The organism is Mycobacterium sp. URHB0044, assembly GCF_000620625.1.
Classification (GTDB): Bacteria; Actinomycetota; Actinomycetes; order Mycobacteriales; family Mycobacteriaceae; genus Mycobacterium.
This window is the reverse complement of sequence record NZ_JIAW01000008.1, coordinates 111,995-130,075: the sequence shown is the minus strand read 5'-3', so window position 1 is coordinate 130,075 and position 18,081 is coordinate 111,995. Positions and strand designations below refer to the sequence as shown.

Annotated in this window: 16 protein-coding genes and 1 pseudogene; 8 read left to right on the top strand and 9 right to left on the bottom strand. The window is 65.3% G+C overall.

What is annotated here, in order from left to right; genetic code table 11:
* Genes N536_RS0118180 through N536_RS0118165 form a run of 4 tightly spaced genes read right to left on the bottom strand, consistent with a single transcriptional unit; the run spans position 1 to position 6,139 of the window.
* Positions 1-2,487 (bottom strand): AMP-binding protein, encoded by a 2,487-nt coding sequence (locus N536_RS0118180; RefSeq protein WP_029114906.1) that lies wholly within the window; start codon positions 2,485-2,487, stop codon positions 1-3.
* Entirely contained in the window at positions 2,484-3,545 is a 1,062-nt protein-coding gene (locus N536_RS0118175) for an ABC transporter ATP-binding protein (protein ID WP_029114905.1), read from the bottom strand. Before N536_RS0118175 ends, N536_RS0118180 begins: the two co-directional genes overlap by 4 nt.
* On the bottom strand, positions 3,542-5,122 hold the full coding sequence (locus N536_RS0118170; protein WP_369798441.1) for an ABC transporter permease: 1,581 nt from the start codon (positions 5,120-5,122) through the stop codon (positions 3,542-3,544). The genes N536_RS0118175 and N536_RS0118170 overlap by 4 nt, the downstream gene beginning before the upstream one ends.
* A complete protein-coding gene (locus tag N536_RS0118165) occupies positions 5,123-6,139 on the bottom strand; it encodes an iron ABC transporter substrate-binding protein (RefSeq protein ID WP_029114903.1) in 1,017 nt (338 codons plus the stop codon).
* A 277-nt stretch (positions 6,140-6,416) separates the two neighbouring features.
* Here N536_RS0118165 and N536_RS0118160 point away from each other — a divergent pair, with 277 nt between their 5' ends.
* A complete protein-coding gene (locus N536_RS0118160) occupies positions 6,417-6,806 on the top strand; it encodes a heme-binding protein (protein WP_036436845.1) in 390 nt (129 codons plus the stop codon).
* Here the strand turns inward: N536_RS0118160 and N536_RS41615 are convergent.
* A complete protein-coding gene (locus tag N536_RS41615) occupies positions 6,803-7,174 on the bottom strand; it encodes a TetR-like C-terminal domain-containing protein (RefSeq protein WP_255358463.1) in 372 nt (123 codons plus the stop codon). The genes N536_RS0118160 and N536_RS41615 overlap by 4 nt on opposite strands.
* A gap of 18 nt (positions 7,175-7,192) precedes the next feature.
* On the opposite strand from N536_RS41615, the pseudogene N536_RS41610 reads away from it, so the two are divergent.
* Positions 7,193-7,789: pseudogene (locus N536_RS41610) on the top strand (aldo/keto reductase); the annotation flags it as partial.
* A 44-nt stretch (positions 7,790-7,833) separates the two neighbouring features.
* On the opposite strand, the gene N536_RS0118145 reads toward N536_RS41610, so the two are convergent.
* The 3 genes from N536_RS0118145 to N536_RS0118135 are packed head-to-tail and all read right to left on the bottom strand — an operon-like array spanning position 7,834 to position 11,362.
* Positions 7,834-8,748, bottom strand: a complete 915-nt coding sequence (locus tag N536_RS0118145; protein WP_029114899.1) for a dihydrodipicolinate synthase family protein — start codon at positions 8,746-8,748, stop codon at positions 7,834-7,836.
* Positions 8,749-8,785: 37 nt separating this feature from the next.
* Entirely contained in the window at positions 8,786-10,300 is a 1,515-nt protein-coding gene (locus N536_RS0118140; RefSeq protein WP_231514568.1) for an aldehyde dehydrogenase (NADP(+)), read from the bottom strand.
* Between the two features lie 51 nt (positions 10,301-10,351).
* The gene (locus N536_RS0118135) at positions 10,352-11,362 is read right to left on the bottom strand and encodes a 3-isopropylmalate dehydrogenase (protein WP_029114897.1); all 1,011 of its coding nucleotides are present in this window, start codon (positions 11,360-11,362) and stop codon (positions 10,352-10,354) included.
* Positions 11,363-11,660: 298 nt separating this feature from the next.
* Between N536_RS0118135 and N536_RS0118130 the strand changes: the two genes are divergently transcribed.
* The gene (locus tag N536_RS0118130; RefSeq protein WP_029114896.1) at positions 11,661-12,020 is read left to right on the top strand and encodes a DoxX family protein; all 360 of its coding nucleotides are present in this window, start codon (positions 11,661-11,663) and stop codon (positions 12,018-12,020) included.
* 23 nt (positions 12,021-12,043) lie between these two features.
* On the opposite strand, the gene N536_RS0118125 is transcribed toward N536_RS0118130, so the two are convergent.
* On the bottom strand, positions 12,044-12,538 hold the full coding sequence (locus N536_RS0118125) for an Lrp/AsnC family transcriptional regulator (RefSeq protein WP_029114895.1): 495 nt from the start codon (positions 12,536-12,538) through the stop codon (positions 12,044-12,046).
* Between the two features lie 334 nt (positions 12,539-12,872).
* Here N536_RS0118125 and N536_RS0118120 point away from each other — a divergent pair, with 334 nt between their 5' ends.
* From N536_RS0118120 to N536_RS0118100, 5 genes are all read left to right on the top strand, one after another.
* The gene (locus N536_RS0118120; protein ID WP_029114894.1) at positions 12,873-14,054 is read left to right on the top strand and encodes a thiolase family protein; all 1,182 of its coding nucleotides are present in this window, start codon (positions 12,873-12,875) and stop codon (positions 14,052-14,054) included.
* A 306-nt stretch (positions 14,055-14,360) separates the two neighbouring features.
* On the top strand, positions 14,361-14,786 hold the full coding sequence (locus N536_RS0118115) for a Zn-ribbon domain-containing OB-fold protein (protein WP_029114893.1): 426 nt from the start codon (positions 14,361-14,363) through the stop codon (positions 14,784-14,786).
* The gene (locus tag N536_RS0118110) at positions 14,768-15,982 is read left to right on the top strand and encodes a lipid-transfer protein (RefSeq protein ID WP_197040173.1); all 1,215 of its coding nucleotides are present in this window, start codon (positions 14,768-14,770) and stop codon (positions 15,980-15,982) included. The genes N536_RS0118115 and N536_RS0118110 overlap by 19 nt, the downstream gene beginning before the upstream one ends.
* 268 nt (positions 15,983-16,250) lie before the next feature.
* Positions 16,251-17,165: an SDR family NAD(P)-dependent oxidoreductase gene (locus N536_RS0118105; RefSeq protein ID WP_029114891.1), complete on the top strand. Its 915-nt coding sequence runs from the start codon at positions 16,251-16,253 to the stop codon at positions 17,163-17,165.
* A 104-nt stretch (positions 17,166-17,269) separates the two neighbouring features.
* A complete protein-coding gene (locus tag N536_RS0118100) occupies positions 17,270-18,007 on the top strand; it encodes a GntR family transcriptional regulator (RefSeq protein ID WP_029114890.1) in 738 nt (245 codons plus the stop codon).
* Positions 18,008-18,081 lie beyond the last annotated feature (74 nt).

The following is an 18,081-nucleotide window of genomic DNA, read 5'->3' as shown; positions in this document are numbered from 1 at the left end:
TTATCGCGGAACGGGAATGACCGTCGAACCGACGGTTTTTGGGCCACGGTCGAGGAACCGTCTGCGCGCGGATGTGACCGCCTGAGTCAGCAGCACACCCACCGCGACGGACGCGATGACGCCGAGAATCCGGTGTTCGCCGAACAGCGGATATACCTGGTAATGAGTCAGATAGACGTACAGCGACGCCTCGGCGACCAATCCGGCGACGACGGCCACCGCGGCCGGGAACCGGATGGACGGCAGCCAGATCAGTAGTGCCAGCCCGGTGAACACCAGGGCTTCACGCTCGGAGTTGGCGAAGTAGCCCGCCACGCCGACGGCAAGCACCACCGTGACAGCGAAGCGCTGCCACACCGTCGTCGCCTTCGCCGCCGCCCAGCCGACGGCGAAGTACCAGAAGGCGAGCACCGTGAACCACGCCTCGCGCCCAAGACCGAAGCCGAACACGTCGTAACGCAGCGCGAGACCGAAGGCCAGAAACGCGACGGCGAAGCCGAACGGCCACTTCCGTTCCAGCCTGTCGCCGAGCGGCGACCAGCACACCACGGCAAGCGCGACCAGAATCCACACGACCATTTCGACGAACCACAGCCGGCCCGCGGTCATGCTGTCATTGGGGCCGAGGAACTTGTTGGCCAGCAACAGATTCGACGCCGCGTAGTCGTCGGTGATGACGAGTGCCAAGGCCACCCACGCGATCGTCGGCGCGGCGATCCAGAGCAGTGTGTTCCGCAGGTGGCGCACCCGATCGGTGCGCGGCAACGGGGTCAGGCAGAAGCGGCCGAAGTTGTATCCCGCGACGCCCAACAAGACGTGCGCGCCGCCCCATAGTTTGAACAGCTCCGCATGCGAGCCGACGATGAGCACGATCGCGATGGCGCGCAACGCCACGCCGGTCTCGAGCGTCGCACCCCACCACTGGCGGGTTGCGCGGGGCATGGACTCCAGCTCGCGGAGCGTGAGCCGCTGCCAGTCGGTGGGCAGATGACCGAGCGCCCGCTCCAGCCGTACCGACATCGTGACGTAGGACAGCGAGTTGCCGCCGAGGTCGACGAAGCTGTGGTCGGGCGAGATGGTCGCGGGATCGATCTGCAGCACGTCGGCGAGCATCGCCCGCAGATCGAGTTCGTCGCGGTCGAGCGGTTCGGCGCGGCGGGCGATGTCACGGACACCTTGGTAGTCCGGTTTTCCCGATGGCAGTCGGGGGATCTCGGGCACGTCCAGTACGCGGACCGCCGAGGTCGGCAGGCCGGCGGCTTCGGCCGCGTCGCGGCGTGCGTCGCGCCCGTCGAGCCTGCCTGCCGCGGCCACTAGCAGGACGCCGTCGTCCTCCGTGCAGATGGCGGGCAGCCCGCGCTCCCGTAGCGAGTCCTCGACCCGCTGCAGGTCGATCCGGAGACCGTACATCTTTGCGAAACGGCTTCTGCGCGCGAGCACTTCGTACATCCCGTTCGGGTGCCTGCGCGCGATGTCACCGGTCCGCAACGCATCCACGGTGCTGCCCAGCGCCAGGTCGGTCGGGCGGCATGCGTAACCCATCATCACGTTGGCGCCGCGGTAGACGAGTTCACCGACGTCGTCGGGCCCCTCGTCGAGCGGTTCGAGGTCGAACGACCCTCCGGGAACGGGCCTGCCGATGCAGGTCGGATTGTCCAGCGCGAGTTGCGGTGGCAGATAACCCATTCGGGCGGTCGCCTCCGTCGCGCCGTACATGACGAACAGGTCCCAGCCTTGGCGCCGTCCCAGTTCGGCGAAGCGGCGCACCCGATCCGGTGCGAGCCGGCCGCCTGCTTGCGTGACGTAGCGCAGGTGTGGAAGCGACATGGCGTCGAAGCCGATGCGGTCGAGCAGGTCGAAGATGTGCGGGACGCCGGCGAACGTGGTGCCGCGGTGTCGTCGGAACGATTCCCAGAACTCGGCGTCGACCACCGAGTGCTCGGTCAGGATCAGCGCAGCGCCACGCAGCAGGTGGCTGTGCACCACCGACAGCCCGTAGCAGTAGGACAGCGGCAATGTCGTTGCGGCGCGGTCGTCGTGCCCGATGTCGAGATACGTGGCGATCGACTCGGCGTTCGCGATCAGGTTCGTCCGCGACAGGCGCACCAACTTCGGCGAGCCGGTGCTGCCCGAGGTGGACAGCAGCAGTGCGAGATCCGGGTGCAGGTCGTGCGAGGCGCCGTGCCGGTGCTCGATGCTTCCGTCGCGGATGATGACGTCGGGGTCGTAGGTGTCGATCACCGTGGCGTGATCGATGCCGGCGGGCAGGGGCAGGGCGACGTGCCCGCCGGCCAGCGCGCCAAGATAGGCAACGAGCGTGGCGGGGTCGTTGCGGGTCTCGATGAGTACCAGCCGTCGCACGTGGCCGAGATCGGTTGCAGCCGCGGCGACCTCGTCGGCGAGTTCGCGGTACGTGTAGTGACCGCTGTCGGTGAGGACGGCCACCTGGTCTCCGTATGAGGCCAGGTGGTCGATGAGCCCCTTCATCCCGGCGGGTTCTCGCCGAGGACCACCGCGGCGCCCATCACGTCGAGCCGCACCTTGCTGTCCACCGCGGGCGGGTCGACGCTGTGTTGCCGGACGACGATCGGGGTGGCGTCTCCACCCGGGTCGACGGTGAGCAGCACGTCGTGGCCGCGGAACTCCGAGGCCAGCACGGTCGCGATACCGGCGCTGCGTTCGTCGTCGGTGACCGCGGTGGCGACCAGTTGTTCGGGACGCAGCATCAGCGTGGCCGGCCCGTCGGACGCGGGCGCACGGACGGGGAGGCGGCCCAGTGCGCATTCGGCGACTCCCGAAGTGACGTGGCAGGCGAGCAGCACGCAGTCGCCGAGGAACTCGGCGGTGAAGCGGTCTTCTGGGTGCAGGTAAACCTGTTGCGGGGTACCGACTTTGGTGAACCGTCCGTCGCGCATCACGGCGACCTGATCGGCGATCGAGAGCGCCTCCTCCTGGTCGTGGGTGACCAACAGCGTCGTCACGTGAGCTTCGGTCAGGAGCTCGGCAACGGCCTTGCGGGTGGACGCCCGCAATCCGGTGTCCAGCGCGCTGAACGGTTCGTCGAGCAGCATGAGCGCCGGGCGACGGGCCAGTGCCCGGGCCAGCGCGACGCGTTGCTGCTGACCGCCGGAGAGCTCGTGCGGGCGGCGCTCTGCGTAGGACGCGTCGAGCGAAACCGTCTCCAGTAGTTCGGTCACTCGGCCTCGCGTCCTGGCGCCGCCGCCCGAAAGTCCATAGGCGATGTTCTGGCCGACGGTGAGGTGGGGGAACAACGCGCCGTCCTGCGCGACGTAGCCGATGTCGCGACGGTGTGCGGGCAGGGATTCTCCCGTGCCTGCCACGCGTCGTCCCGCGATGGAAACCGTTCCGGCATCGGGGGTCTCGAATCCGGCGACTATCCGCAGCAGGGTGGTCTTGCCGCAGCCCGAGGCGCCCACGATCGCGGTGATGGTGCCGGCCGCCAGCTGCAGGTCGACGTCGTGCAGCACCCGGTGCGCGCCGAACGACTTCGCGATGCCGGCGATCTCGAGGATGGGGGCGTTCATAGTGCCGCCGCCCTGGTGGCCTGCCGGTACAGCACCACCGTCACCGGCACCGCAAGCAGCACCAGCAGCAGCGCGTACGGGGCCGCCGCGGCATAGTCCAGTTCGCTGCTCAGTGACCAGAACCGCATTGCGAGGGTTCGGGTGCCGGTGGGTGCGAGCAGTAGGGTCGCCGTCAATTCCGTTGCCACCCCGACGAATACCAGCGACGCGCCGGCGGCGGCTGCCGGCGCGGTCAGGCGCAGCGTCACACGCAGGAACGTCCGGGTGGGCGAGACGCCCAGCGACCGCGATGCCTCCTCGAGAGCAACCGGCACCTGCGCCAGCCCCGACCGCAGGTTCACCATCGCGCGCGGCATGAACATCAGGACGTAGGCCAGCAGCACCAGTGTCACCGTTTGATACACCGGCGGGACGAAGCGAATGGCCACGGTGACCAATGCGAGCGCGGTCACGATGCCGGGCATCGACGACGTGACGAAGTTGGCGCCTTCGACGAACCGGGCGAGGAAGCCGTGAAACCGCACCGCCAGCCACGCGAGCGGAAACGCCAGCACCGTCGTGACCAGTGCGGCCACCGCGGCCAGTCCGATGGTCTGGACGAGTGAGGGCACGATGTCGTCGAGTGCCCACACCTGCGATCCGCCGATCCACAGCCACCGTGCCACGGTCCAGCCGGGCACACCGAGGGCAAGGATCACCAGGGTGACGAGGCTGGCGACGGCGGGAATCATGGTGGTGCGCAGGCGATGCGGTGCCGACATTCGGGCAGCGCCGGAACCGATCCGCGCGAAGCGGGCGTCGCCCCTCGCGGCGGCCTCGGTCACCAGCAGCAAGAGGCACAGCAGCACCAGCGCCGCGGCAAGCGTGCTGCCCGCCGCGCCGTTGAACGTGGCCTGGAACTGCTCGAAGATGGCGGTCGTGAAGGTGGAGAAGCGCAGCATCGCGAACGCGCCGTACTCCGCCAAGAGGTGCACGCCGATCAGCAGGCTCCCGCCGAGGAGTGCCAGCCGGAGTTGGGGGAGTACCACGCGGAGGAACACGCCGGTCGAGCTGGAGCCGAGCGCACGCGCGGATTCCTCGACCGCGGGGTCCAGCCGGCGCAGGGTCGCGGCCGCGGGAACGTAGACGAACGGAAAGTACGACAGAGCCGAGACGAGCACCCCCGCGCCGAAGCCGTTCAACGTGGGCACGACGCTGACCCAGGCATAACTGTTGATGAAGGCGGGCACCGCAAGCGGGGCGACGAGCAGCGGGCGCCAGACGTTGCGGCCCGGGACGTCGGTGCGCTCGACGAGCCAGGCCGCACCGACTCCGAGCACGAGGCAGATCGGCACCGTGACCACGACCAGTCCGACCGTGTTGACGAGCAATTCGCCGACGCGCGGCCGCGCGACGAGTTCGTAGACCTGTCGGGGGCCGATGGATGCCACCGACCAGGCGACGTAGCCGAGCGGCACGAACGTGGCCGCGACCAGAATGGTGATGACGCAGGCCAGCCCCGGCCCGGGACGGGACCTCGCACCGGCCGGTGGGTCGGTGCGATGCTCGGGCTGGGCTACGACGTCGGCGATGACCACCTACAACAGGCCCGCCTTCGTCATCAGGTCGCTGACCTTCTGCGCGTCGAGATTGGTGGGGTTGACCGCGGGCGCCTGCAACTCGGTCAGCGGGACGAGCGCGGGGTTCGCGGGAACGCCGCTGGCCACGGGGTACTCGAACGACGTGCCCTTCTCCAGAACTTCCTGGCCCGCCTTGCCCGTGATGAACGTCAGGAACCGCTGCGCCTGATCCTTCTTGCGGCTCGACTCCAGGATTCCGCCGCCGGAGATCGACACGAATGCGCCGGGATCCTCGTTGCGGAAGTAGTGCAGTGCGGTGTTGCCGCTGATCTCCTTGGTCTTGGCTTGGTCGCGGAACCAGTAGTAGTGGTAGATGACGCCACCGTCGACCTGACCGTCGTTCACCGCGCGCAAGGTGGCGATGTTGTCCTGGAACGCAACGGCATTCGTCTTCATCGCCGCCAGCCAGTCGGACGTCGCCTTCTCGCCGGTGAGCTGGAGCATCGCGGCGACGATGGCCTGGAAGTCGGCCTTGGTCGGCGGCGCTCCCCAGCGGCCCTTCCACGCAGGCTGCTGCAGATCCATGATCGAACGCGGCAACTGCGCCTCGGTCAGCTTGGTCTTGTTGTAGGCGAACACAGTGGTTCGGGCTGCCACGCCGGTCCACTTGCCGGTGGCGGGTCGGTATTGCGGAGGCACCTGCGAGATGGTGGCCTGGTCCACGCCGGCGAACAGCCCCGCCTTCTCCACGGCGGCCATCGCCGGTGAGTTCTCGGTGAGGAAGAGGTCGGCGGGCGAGGAGGCGCCCTCGGCGATCAGCTGGTTGCCCAGTTCGGTGTCGCCGCCCTGGCGGTAGGTCACCTTGATGCCGGTTTCCTTGGTGAACGCGTCGATCCACTCCTTGGTGAGGGACTCGTGTTGCGCGTTGTAGATCAGCAGTTCGTCGGAGCTCTCGGACGACGAGCACGCGGTGAGCCCCGCAGCGAGCGCGACCACGGACAGCCACGCGCCGATCTTGCTCCAGCGTGCACGCATCAACGGGTTCCTTCCCGCGCCGTCATGCGGCGCCGGCTAGTGAGGGTTGCCTAAACGAACATACCGGTGCCGGCACTCTGGATTGGCGGCGTGGTCGAAGTACGGGCGGGCATCGGCCGACGTCGTGCGGCGCCAGTTGGAGAAGGGCACGTTGGGTGGCTGAATTCACGGCCGCGGGCTTTGCCTGATCTTCGGCGCTGCGCGAACCGCCTTGCAATGATCCTGTGGGTCGGCTGCGTGCCGAGAATTTCGAAGAGGGTTCAAGGAAAGCGACGCCATGAAATTGATCAAGACGCCACTGCGACGCTGCGTGGCCGGCGCGTTGGCCGCCGGCGCGTTCGGCACAGTCATTGCAGGCACCGTTGCCATGCCTGCGGCGGCCGCGGCGCCATGCACGGCCAGTGGCCTGTCCACCACCGCGAGCGGCGTGCTCAGTCAGGCCGGCGCGTACCTCGACGGCCATCCAGGTGCCAATGACGTGTTGACCGCCGCGGGGACGCAACCGCCGGAGGAGGCGCGGGCGTCGGTGCGGGGATACTTCATCTCCCATCCTGGCGAGTTCCTCGATCTGCAGGCCATCGCCCGTCCGCTGTCCGATTTGCGGGGCCAGTGTGGCATTTCGGTGTCGCCGGGTCAGCTTGCGCTGCTCTTCGACGAGATCGCCTAGCCTTCGACGAAGACGCCGGCTTCGACTGCTGCCATCGTGACGGCCACTGACCGTGTGGCGTCCGCGACCGTCAAAGCCCTGGTGTCCGTGAGCAACTGGTAGTAGAGCGGCGCCGACAGCTGGCGGATCACCGCGGCGGGGTCGGTTCCTGGTGGCGCCTCACCGCGGGCGACGGCGTCGACGACCACCGGCGCCACTTCGTCGATGCGCTTGCGGTAGAAGTCGGCGAGCGCCGTCGCGGTGTCGGCGTCGCAAGTGGCCGCGGCGATGATGGCCTTGAACAGGCGGCCCTGGCGCTCGTCGGCCAGGGTGCGTCGAATTCGCTTGGCAGTGGTCGACAGATCCGTCCGTAGGGATCCGGTGGACAGACTCTTTAAGGAGTGGTAGTGGAGTATCGGCGCGTGGGTGATTCGGGGCTAGTCGTCTCCGAATTGAGCTTTGGTGCAGCGACATTCGGCGGATCCGGGGACTTCTTCGGTGCGTGGGGCGACACGGGTGTCGACGAAGCGCGGCGGATCATCGACATGTGCCTGGACGCCGGGATCACGCTGTTCGACACCGCGGACGTCTACTCGGACGGTGCCTCGGAGGAGGTGCTCGGCGCCGCCCTCGTCGGCAGACATCACCGGGTGCTGATCTCGACGAAGGCGGCCCTGCCGGTCGGCGAGGGGCCGGGCGACGCGGGTGCGTCGCGGTCGCGGCTGATCGATGCCGTCGAGAAGGCGCTGCGCCGGCTGCAGACCGACCGCATCGATCTCTTCCAATTGCACGCCTACGATGCGGGCACGCCGATCGACGAGGTCCTCGACACGCTCGACGTGCTCGTCGCCCAGGGCAAGATCCGCTACACCGGGGTGTCCAACTTCGCCGGGTGGCAGCTGATGAAGTCGCTGTCGGCGGCCGATGCGGCGCACCGGACCCGGTACGTCGCACACCAGGTGTACTACTCGTTGATCGGGCGGGACTACGAGTGGGAGCTCATGATTGGTTTTCGTGCTCGCCTTGCGACGGCGCTCCGCGCGGTGAGCTACGCCCATCGCAGGATGAGGGCATCCTTTCGCTTGGCCAGCTCGATGAGCTGGCGACGAGCATCAGGATGGACGTCGGGCAGTGGCGCGCGCGCAGCGTCGCTGGCGATCACTTTGCCTTCCTTGAGCAGAATCTTCGCGGCTCGCATCCCGCATTGCCGATTCTCGAACTGAATGAGCGGAAGCACGTGCTCCCACAACTCCTCGGCGGCCGAGCATTCCCCGTCGTGAAAACGCCGGACGATCTGGGAAAGCACATCGGGCAGCATGGAACTGCTCATCGCGCCCTGTGCTCCGGCATGGAGGTCGGGGATCAGCGTGACCGCCTCTTCGCCGTCGTAGAGCCCTGGCAGGTCCGCGCCGGCGGATGCGGCGACGGCACGCAGTTTGTCCGCGGCGTTGGCGACTTCGATCTTCGCGTACTTGACCTGGGGAATGTCTCGGGACAGCCGCGTCAGCAACTCGACGGACAGTCCCGTCGGACTCATCGGAGCGTCCTGGATCATGATCGGGATGTCGACCGCTTCCGCCACGCGCTCGAAGTACTCGAGGACACCGTCGGCATCCACTTTCATCGAGGCGCCAACGAACGGCGGCATCAGCATCACCAGTGACGCACCTTGGTCTTGTGCACGGCGACTGCGAGACGCGGCCACCCGGGCACTGTAGTGGCTGGTGGCCACGCATACCGGTAGCCGTCCGGCGGCTTGATTGATCGTCGCGGTGACGACCTCGTCGCGTTCGATGTCGGTCAGCGAGAACTGCTCGGAATAGTTTGCCAGCGTACATATTCCGGAAGCGCCCGCGTCGACGAGGAAGTCGACGACACGCCGCTGACCGGCTAGATCGAGATCCTCGTTGTAGGAGAACACGGTCGGTGCGACCGGGATCAGGCCGCGAATAATGTCTTGCATAGTTCCTTCGGGAGTCGGCTGAGCGGAAGAGGCAGATTCAGCTGATAGTCAGGTGGCCGTTGATCCTCCGCGAAATCGGATGCTCGGGTTCATTCTTGAGTTCGTCGGGCAGCGCATCCTGTGGCGCGTCTTGGAAGCTGACCGGCCGTATCCAACGACTGATCGCCGCCGCTCCGACGGATGTGACCGCGGACGCCGTTGACGCTGGGTATGGGCCACCGTGGTGCATTCCCCAGGCGACTGCTACGCCGGTCGGGTAACCATTGAAAACTACTCGGCCAGAGCGTTTTTCGAGTTTCTGGCTGATGGCAATCGTAACCGGATCGCCGGCACCGGTGTGCAACGTTCCCGTCAGGGCCGCAGGCATCGCGTCGAGCACTGCAAAGAGTTCGTCGAGATTGCGATAACGAGTGACGAGACCGAAGGGCCCGAAGCGCTCCTCGAGCAGCACGTGCCGCCCGGTGCCGGTCACCTCGTCAACGCCTGCCTCGACGAGGACGGGCGTCGTCGTGCGACCACTGGGCGTCCTGTTGAACAGCACCTCTGTTCCGGCCAGAGTCGTTGCCTGGATTCCACTGTTGAATGCGTCGCGGATGCCGTCGTTCAGTAGGTAGCCGGGGTCGATCTCGCTGAGTCCTTTGGCCAGCGTTTCAATCAGGCGTTGCCCCTCGGCCGTGTCCGGAATCAAGAACAGCCCGGGTTTGGTGCAGAATTGCCCGACTCCCAGCGTCATCGACGCGGCGATGCCCGCACCGATTTCAGTGGCGCGGTCCGCCGCGGCTGCTTCGGTGACGATGAGCGGATTGACGCTACCCAGTTCGCCGTAGAAGGGAATCGGCACTTCACGACGAGACGCCAGGTCGAATAGCGCTCGACCGCCGGATAGTGATCCGGTGAAACCTACTGCGGTGATCGCCGCGTCGGTCACCAACGCGACACCGGCGTCGCGTCCGTAGACGATGCCGAAAACCCCGGCCGGAACACCGCGTGCTTCGAGAACTTCCGCGAAGATCTGTGCGATCAGTGCCGATGTCCCGACGTGCGAATTGTGTGCCTTGACGACGACCGGGCATCCTGCGGCCAGCGCTGAGGCGGTGTCGCCGCCGGGAACGCTGAAGGCCAGCGGAAAGTTGCTCGCGCCGAAGACGGCTATCGGCCCGATCGGCACGGCGGTCTTGCGCAGATCGGGACGAAGCCCCGCTGGGGTTTCGCCCTTGTGCTCGATGGACGCGTTCAGATATCCGCCATCGACAGCCACCTCGCCCATGAATCGCAGCTGGTAGCAGGTGCGCGTGAGCTCTCCGTCGAGTCGGCCGATACCAAGTGCGGTTTCCGAGTCGGCCAACGTGACGATCTCATTCCGCCGAGCTTCGAGGCCGTCAGCGAGCGCATTGAGCAGCCGAGCTCGGCCTTGCCTTCCCTGGCCGGCGAGCCAACCGGCGGCATGTGCGGCCGCTCGAGTGAGAAGGGCAACCTCGGCTGGTGTCGTCGGGGCGGCAACCGGCCCCAGCACATTTCCCGATCTCGCATCGATCGAAGCGATCTTTTCCACCGACATCTCCCTGTGGAGTGGGGGAGGACGGTCAACGATGTCCACGTCGCTCTAGAGGTTGGCGGCGATCCGGTCGCCGACCTGTGAAGTGGACAGCTTTGCATCGCGGCGTGTGGCCAGGTGTTGCTCGACGGCCTTATCGACGCGGGCGGCGGCGTCGTGCTCACCGATATGGGAGAGCAGCAGCGCTACTGACATGATTGCGGCGGTCGGGTCGGCGATGCCCTGCCCCGCGATGTCGGGGGCAGTGCCGTGAACGGGTTCGAACATCGATGGATTGGTTCGTGTGCCATCGATGCAGCCGCTCGCGGCTAGGCCGATGCCGCCGCAGATCGCTGCGACGAGGTCGGTGATGATGTCGCCGAACATGTTGTCGGTGACGATCACGTCGAAGCGGCTGGGGTTGGTGAGGAGGTGAATGGTGGCGGAGTCGACGTGTTGGTAGGCGATTTCGACGTCGGGGAAGTCGCCGGCCATCTGTTGTACGGTGCGCCACCACAACCCGCCGGCGTTGGCCAGAACATTGCTCTTATGGATCAGGGTCAGGTGCCCGCGGCGTTGCTGGGCGCGCCGGAACGCTTCATGCACCACTCGTCGCACACCGAAGGCAGTGTTGATGCTGACTTCAGTGGCGATCTCGTTGGGCGTGCCCACGCGAATCGCGCCGCCGTTTCCGGTGTAGGGGCCTTCGGTGCCTTCGCGAACGACGACGACGTCGATGTAGGGGTCGCCAGCCAAGGGGCTGCGTACACCGGGATAGAGCCGGGCCGGCCGTAGGTTGATGTAGTGGTCGAGCTCGAACCGGATGCGGAGCAGCAGGCCGCGGTCGAGCACACCGGGGGGCACCGAGGGGTCGCCGATCCCGCCGAGCAGGATCGCGTCGTGTTCGCGCAATTCGTCGAGTACCGAATCGGGCAGTAGCTCGCCGGTGGCGTGGAATCGCCTGGCCCCCAGGTCGTAGCTGGTCTGCTCGACGCCGGGCAGCACCGCGTCGAGGACCTTGACCGCCTCGCCGATCACCTCCGGACCGATGCCGTCACCGGCGATCACGGCCACCTTCACCATTGGTCAACACTCCGCCGGCTAGCCGCGGCCCACACGTCACTGTGTGGAAACGGGGTGTCTGAAAAGGTCATGACGAAGTCTCCTGCTCGTTCGCGGGCGCGCTACTGATTATCTGTTCAGTATCCAGGATACAGTACTATATGCGGCAGACTGGATGATCACCAAACCGAACCGCACTCGTGGCGGGTCTACCCGCCGCCGTGAGCCGCCGGCCCAGCGCCGCAACAGGGTAGGGCTTCTCTACGAGCCGATGACCCTGAGCTGGAGGGCATTTCGAGCGGATGGCAGGACTTGAATGGAGCGAAATACGTTGACCTCGACCGGTATGTATAGGGCTTTGGCCGCGTTCTTTGCCGCGGACGCGGCACTCCATGCGCTGTCACCTCGGTTCGTCACCGAAGGGCTGGACAAGGTGCACTTTCCATCGCGGTACCGCTGGATATTCGCGCCCATCAAAGCCGCCGCATCCATCGGGCTGCTATCGGTGACCCGGTGCCCGGCGTTGGCCCGCCTGACCACCGTGATGCTGACGGTGTACTTCGTGCTGGCGTTCGCATCTCACGTCAGGGTGCGTGACGTGAGCGTCAATGCAGTTGCGGCGGCTGCGTTCTTGGTTGCGTTTGCGAAGATGGCGGCCAGAGGCCCGCATCGCTGAGGCGAAATTCCTTGTGTGCCAGGCTAGCTGGCGGTGGCGCGTCCGGTGTTGCGGTGCATCATGGTTAGTAGGGGTAGTACGCGGTAGGGGATGCGTTCGCTGAGGGCTACCTCGGTCCGGGTCCTGACGACCCCGGGTAGGTTGGGCATGCGTTGGACGAGCTGTTCGAGGTCGGCGTTGGATTTGGCGACGACGCGGCAGAGCAGGTCGTATTCTCCGGTTGTCGAGTGGGCTTCGAGTACTTCGGGGATGCTGGTGAGCCGGGTGGTCACTTCGTCGAGTTTGCCTTGGGCCAGTTGCATGTGGACGAACGCTTGGACGGTGAAGCCCAGGGCATGAGGGTGGATCGATGCGGTGTGGGGCTGGACGACGTGTGCGCGTTCGAGGCGGCCGATTCTGGATTGCACGGTGCCGCGGGCGATGCCGAGCAGTCGGGCGTATTCGCGGCCACCGGCGCGGGGCTCTTCGACGAGCAGGCGCAGCAATTCGATGTCGAGGTTGTCGAGGTCGGTTGTCATCTGGCCTTCTACTCGTCGTTTCGGTTGAGGGAAATCGGTCCGGTTGCTCAAGATAAGGCGTTTGGGGTGGATCGTTGGGTCGCTGATCGTTTAACTTGATCGGACAGATGCTCATCGGGAGATTCAATGACTCTATCCCAACGAACTAGGTTGGATCCAGGATTCCGCCTGGATGATCGGTACACCCACCGGAACGGGCGCATCTACCTCAACGGCGTCCAGGCGCTGGTGAGACTGATTCACGACCGAGCCCACATCGACCGCGCGTCGGGACGGCGCACAGCCGCATACATCTCCGGCGGTGCCCTCATAACCATGGTCCGAGGAGATGCAGATGCGTGATGCCGTGATCACGGCAGTCGTTCGGACCCCGATCGGCAAGCGCAACGGCGGCTTGAAAGACGTGCACGCCGTTGACTTGTCCGCGCTGGTGTTGAGGGAACTCGTGGAGCGCGCTGGTATCGACCCGGTCGTCGTCGATGATGTCCACTGGGGCAACGTCATCAGTGTCGGTCAGCAGTCGGGCAACATCGCGCGGATGGCCGTGCTGGCCGCTGGGTGGCCCGAGACGGTGCCGGGTTTCACGATCGACCGGCAGTGCGGATCGTCGCAGCAGGCGATCTCGACGGCTGCGGCGGCGGTGATCTCCGGGCAGGCCGACGTGGTCGTCGCCGGCGGTGTGGAGATGATGTCGAGCGTTCCGATGGGATCCGCCCACGTCGAGGGAACGGGCGTGATGGGCGGCACGGCCGTAGACAGGTACGCATCGGCATTGGCCGTTCCCGGGTTCAACGGCCGCTTCAATCAAGGTGCGGGCGCCGAACTCATCGCAGCTAGTTATGGTTTCAGCCGGCTTCAGCTTGACGAGTACGCGCTGTTGTCGCACGAGCGCGCTGCCAAGGCACAAGACGACGGCGCCTTCGATGACGAGATCGTCGCAGTGCCGACCAAGGACTCTCACGTGATTTCTGACGAAGGGGTGCGACGTGGGTCGACGATCGAGGCATTGGCACAGTTGAAGGCTCCGTTTGTTGCCGATGGACGGATAACCGCCGGCAACGCGTCTCAGATCTCCGATGGGGCTTCCGGTGTCGTTGTGACGACGTCGGAATACGCTGCGCGCCTCGGTATGACGCCGTTGGCACGTGTGCACACTGCCGTCGTCATCGGCGACGATCCGGTCAAGATGCTGACAGGTCCGATCCCGGCGACGGCGCTGGCATTGAAGCGCTCGGGGTTGTCGCTCGACGACATCGACGCCTTCGAGATCAACGAAGCGTTCGCGACGGTGCCGCTTGCATGGCAGGCAGCAACGGGCGTCCACCGGGAGCGACTCAACCCGTTGGGTGGCGCGATCGCGTTAGGGCATCCGCTGGGCTGCTCGGGGACCCGGTTGGCCACCACACTGATTCACCACCTGTTGCACACCAGCGGCCGGTTCGGGTTGCAAACGATGTGCGAGGGGGGTGGCATGGCCAACGCAACAATCTACGAGCGAATGTCCGGGCGACGGTAGCAAAGGTGACGCGCCGGATTTCACAAGCGGCGCACGGCAACACGGTAGTGGAGGACTCTATGTACATTTTCGGATATTCCGACGAGCACCCGCGTGCACGGCCCATGCATGGCGATGGGGAAATACGCTTGCGAACGTTGCGCGCAAATACGTTGACGATCAGCGACCGTCATCTCGGTGCGAGCTTCTCACCGTGGTCGCGCAGATGAGTCAGGTGACAGTAGAAGCGGAACCGTTGGCCTTGCCCTCTTCTTGGGAGGGCTACGGCAGCTTTACGGGCGCATCCACAGAGCCAGCGGCGGTTCAGTGATCGCGTTCGCGGTCGATGGCTGGTTCGCCACCGACGGAGGTGAGCCGTATCTCATCGGCGGCAAATGCCGCCAGTGCGGGACGTATGTGTTTCCCCCGCGGGCCAACAACTGTCCCAACCCCGCGTGTGGCGGTGACGAGCTGGCGCAGGTGCCGTTGTCGCGGCGTGGCACGCTGTGGAGCTACAGCGAGAACCGCTATGCCCCGCCACCGCCGTATCCGTCGCCAAATCCCTTCGAGCCCTTCGCGGTAGCCGCTGTGCAGTTGGCCGACGAAGGCCTGATCGTGTTGGGCAAGGTGACCGATGGCACGTTGGCCGCGGATTTGAAGGTCGGCATGGAGATGGAGCTGACCACGATGCCGCTGTTCGTCGACGACCAGGGCGTCGAGCGGTTCGTCTACGCATGGAGGATTGCCTCGTGAGTCCAGAACCGTTGTTCATCCTGGGTGCAGGCATGCACCCATGGGGCAAGTGGGGCAACGACTTCACCGAGTACGGCCTGGCCGCGGCACGGGCCGCCCTGGCCGAGGCCGGGCTGGAGTGGCGCCAGATCCAACTCGTCGCCGGTGCCGACACGATTCGTAACGGCTATCCGGGGTTCGTCGCAGGGGCGACGTTCGCGCAGAAGCTGGGTTGGAACGGTGTGCCGGTGTCCTCGTCCTATGCGGCCTGCGCCAGCGGGTCCCAGGCGCTACAGAGTGCGCGCGCCCAGATCTTGGCCGGATTCTGCGACGTCGCGCTGGTGATCGGTGCCGACACCACGCCGAAGGGGTTCTTCGCCCCCGTCGGCGGCGAGCGCCGCAATGATCCGGACTGGCAGCGCTTTCATCTGATCGGCGCCACGAATACGGTGTATTTCGCGCTGCTGGCTCGTCGCCGCATGGATCGTTACGGTGCCACGCTCGAGGACTTCGCGGCGGTAAAGGTGAAGAACTCGCGGCACGGCCTGAACAACCCGAATGCCCGCTATCGCAAGGAAGCGTCCGTCGAGGACGTATTGGCCAGCCCGATGGTATCGGATCCGCTTCGGCTGCTGGATATTTGCGCGACGTCTGATGGCGCGGCGGCGCTGATCGTGGCCAGCGCGCAGTTTGCGAAGAAGCATCTGGGCTCGCTCGACGGCGTGCCGTCGGTGCGGGCGGTGTCGACGGTGACGCCGAAGTATCCGCAGCACCTGCCCGAATTGCCGGATATCGCTACGGATTCCACTGCGATCGTGCCTGCGTCAGAGCGGGTGTTCAAGGATCAAATCCTCGACGCGGCCTATGCTGAGGCAGGCATCGGACCCGAAGATCTGAGCCTGGCCGAGGTGTACGACCTGTCCACCGCGCTGGAACTCGATTGGTATGAGCACCTCGGTCTGTGCCCGAAGGGCGAAGCCGAGCAACTGCTGCGCAGCGGCGCGACGACGATCGGTGGTCGCGTTCCGGTCAACGCGTCCGGGGGGCTGGCCTGTTTCGGCGAGGCCATCCCGGCCCAGGCGATCGCACAGGTCTGCGAACTGAACTGGCAGCTGAAGGGGCAGGCCACCGGCCGCCAGGTGGAGGGCGCCAAGGTAGGCGTAACGGCCAACCAAGGCCTCTTCGGCCACGGTTCCTCGGTGATCGTTGCTCGCTAGACAACCCGCACCTAGCCGCTCTGGCGAATGCGATGCCTTCGCGTCATCGCCACGCTGCCAGTTGTGCGGAGTTCAGTCGCAATGTGATAGCGGAACCAGCTGCATGGCAAGCGAACTCGTAGTGATACGCGGCGGAAGTATCGACTTTGGTACGCAACGATCTGGTAGGGCGCGCGATTCTCCGACCCCCTTCGCTCCGATATGTCAGATTGCGTTCAGCGATATGCAAAACCTCTGTCTACCAATACAAGCGATCTCAAGGAGAGAAATGAACGACAAATGGACCGAACAGAATGTCCCAAATCAACGTGATCGGATCGCCGTAGTAACGGGCGCCAACACTGGCCTCGGATACCGTGCCGCGCAAGTGTTGGCGGAGAAAGGAGCTTCAGTGGTGCTCGCAGTGCGCGACATTGCGAAGGGCAAGGACGCGGCCGCTCGCATCGCGCAAACAGCACCGCGTGCCGACCTCACTGTCCTGCACCTGGACCTCACGTCGTTGGCGTCAGTTCACGACGCTACGGCCGAATTGCACCAACAGTGCTCAAAGATAGATCTATTGATCAACAACGCGGGTGTGATGATCCCGCCCCGACAGAGCACGAGCGACGGATTCGAGTCGCAGTTCGGCATTAACCACCTGGGGCATTTTGCCTTGACGGGGTTGCTTTTGGACCTGTTGCTGCCGGTTGCGGACTCACGCATCGTTACCGTCTCCAGTCTGGCTCACAGCATGAAGCCGGGAATCAACTTCGATGACTTGCAGTGGGAGCGCTCCTACTCGCGCTCTGGGGCCTACGCGCAGTCAAAGCTTGCGAACCTGATGTTCACCTACGAGCTGCAGCGACGCCTTGCGAGCCACGGCACCACTGTTGCCGTCGCGGCACACCCAGGCATTGCCGACACCGAACTGTCCCGCCACATGCCGGCGTACGCTCGTCCCCTTCTGCCGATCATGTCGGCGTTCGTCACGCAGAACTCCGCCATGGGGACGCTGTCGATACTGCGAGCTGCCACCGATCCCGCTGTGCTTGGAGGTCAGTACTACGGCCCCGACGGCAGGGGCGAGAGGAAGGGGTATCCGCAAGCGGCCACGTCCAGCTCACGGTCCTACGACCTTGGCACTCAGCGGCGTTTGTGGACCGTTTCCGAGCAACTAACCGGCGTGACCTTTCCCGTCTAGAGTTACTGCCCTGCCCCGGATTCGCGGCTACCAGCCTCGAGGCACGCGCGGCATGTTTGGCAGATGGAACACCACGTGGGTAGGAAGCCCTTTATCCTGGATACATGTCCGCCCCCAAGAGCCGCAAGAAGCCGCCGAAGAGCGCACCGCGCAAGCAAGGCGGCCGTCTAGTCGACCACATCACCCAGGAGCTGCGCCAGCTGATCCTCGACCGTAAGATCGCCCCAGGCACCGTGCTGATACAGACCGAATGGGCCGAAAAACTTCAAGTGAGTAGAACTCCCCTGCGAGAGGCCTTCAGGATCTTGGAGCAGGATGGCCTCGTACAGGTGTCCAACGGCAATCGCACGGTTCAGGTCGTCAGTTTTTCTGAGCAGGAGCTGCGTGACCTATACGAAATACGGCAAGTCATAGATGGCTTGGCCGCCCGTTTGCTTGCGACGAAGGGGATTTCGCCGAAACAGGATGCTGAGTTGGTGGAGTTGCTGGACGTCATGGAATCGGCGAGAAAGCCGTTTGACCCAGCCACGATGCTCGCTGCGGACATCGCATTCTTTCTAAAGATCGCAGAGTTCTGCGGCAACTCGCGGGTGGCTCAGCAGGCGAGCTTGATCAAGATGACCAATTACTCGTTGCATTCATACCTCACCGAGCTGGATCCCTCCAATGAGAGCCTTGAGCGGATCCTTGAAGCCACCAGCAAGCAGCATCGTTCGATTTACGCCGCGATCAAGAGCGGCGACGGGGACCTCGCCGAGCTGGCGGCAAGCCACCACATCAATGCCACGTTGAACTCAGGCCTGATCACCCGCGCTGCCAAGCCATCAGACGTTGCGGGTTGAGATGTCCGCCCGGCGATAACGGCGGCCGATCGAAGCGACCCGCCGAGCACCCTTCATGTCCGGACGAGCAGCCA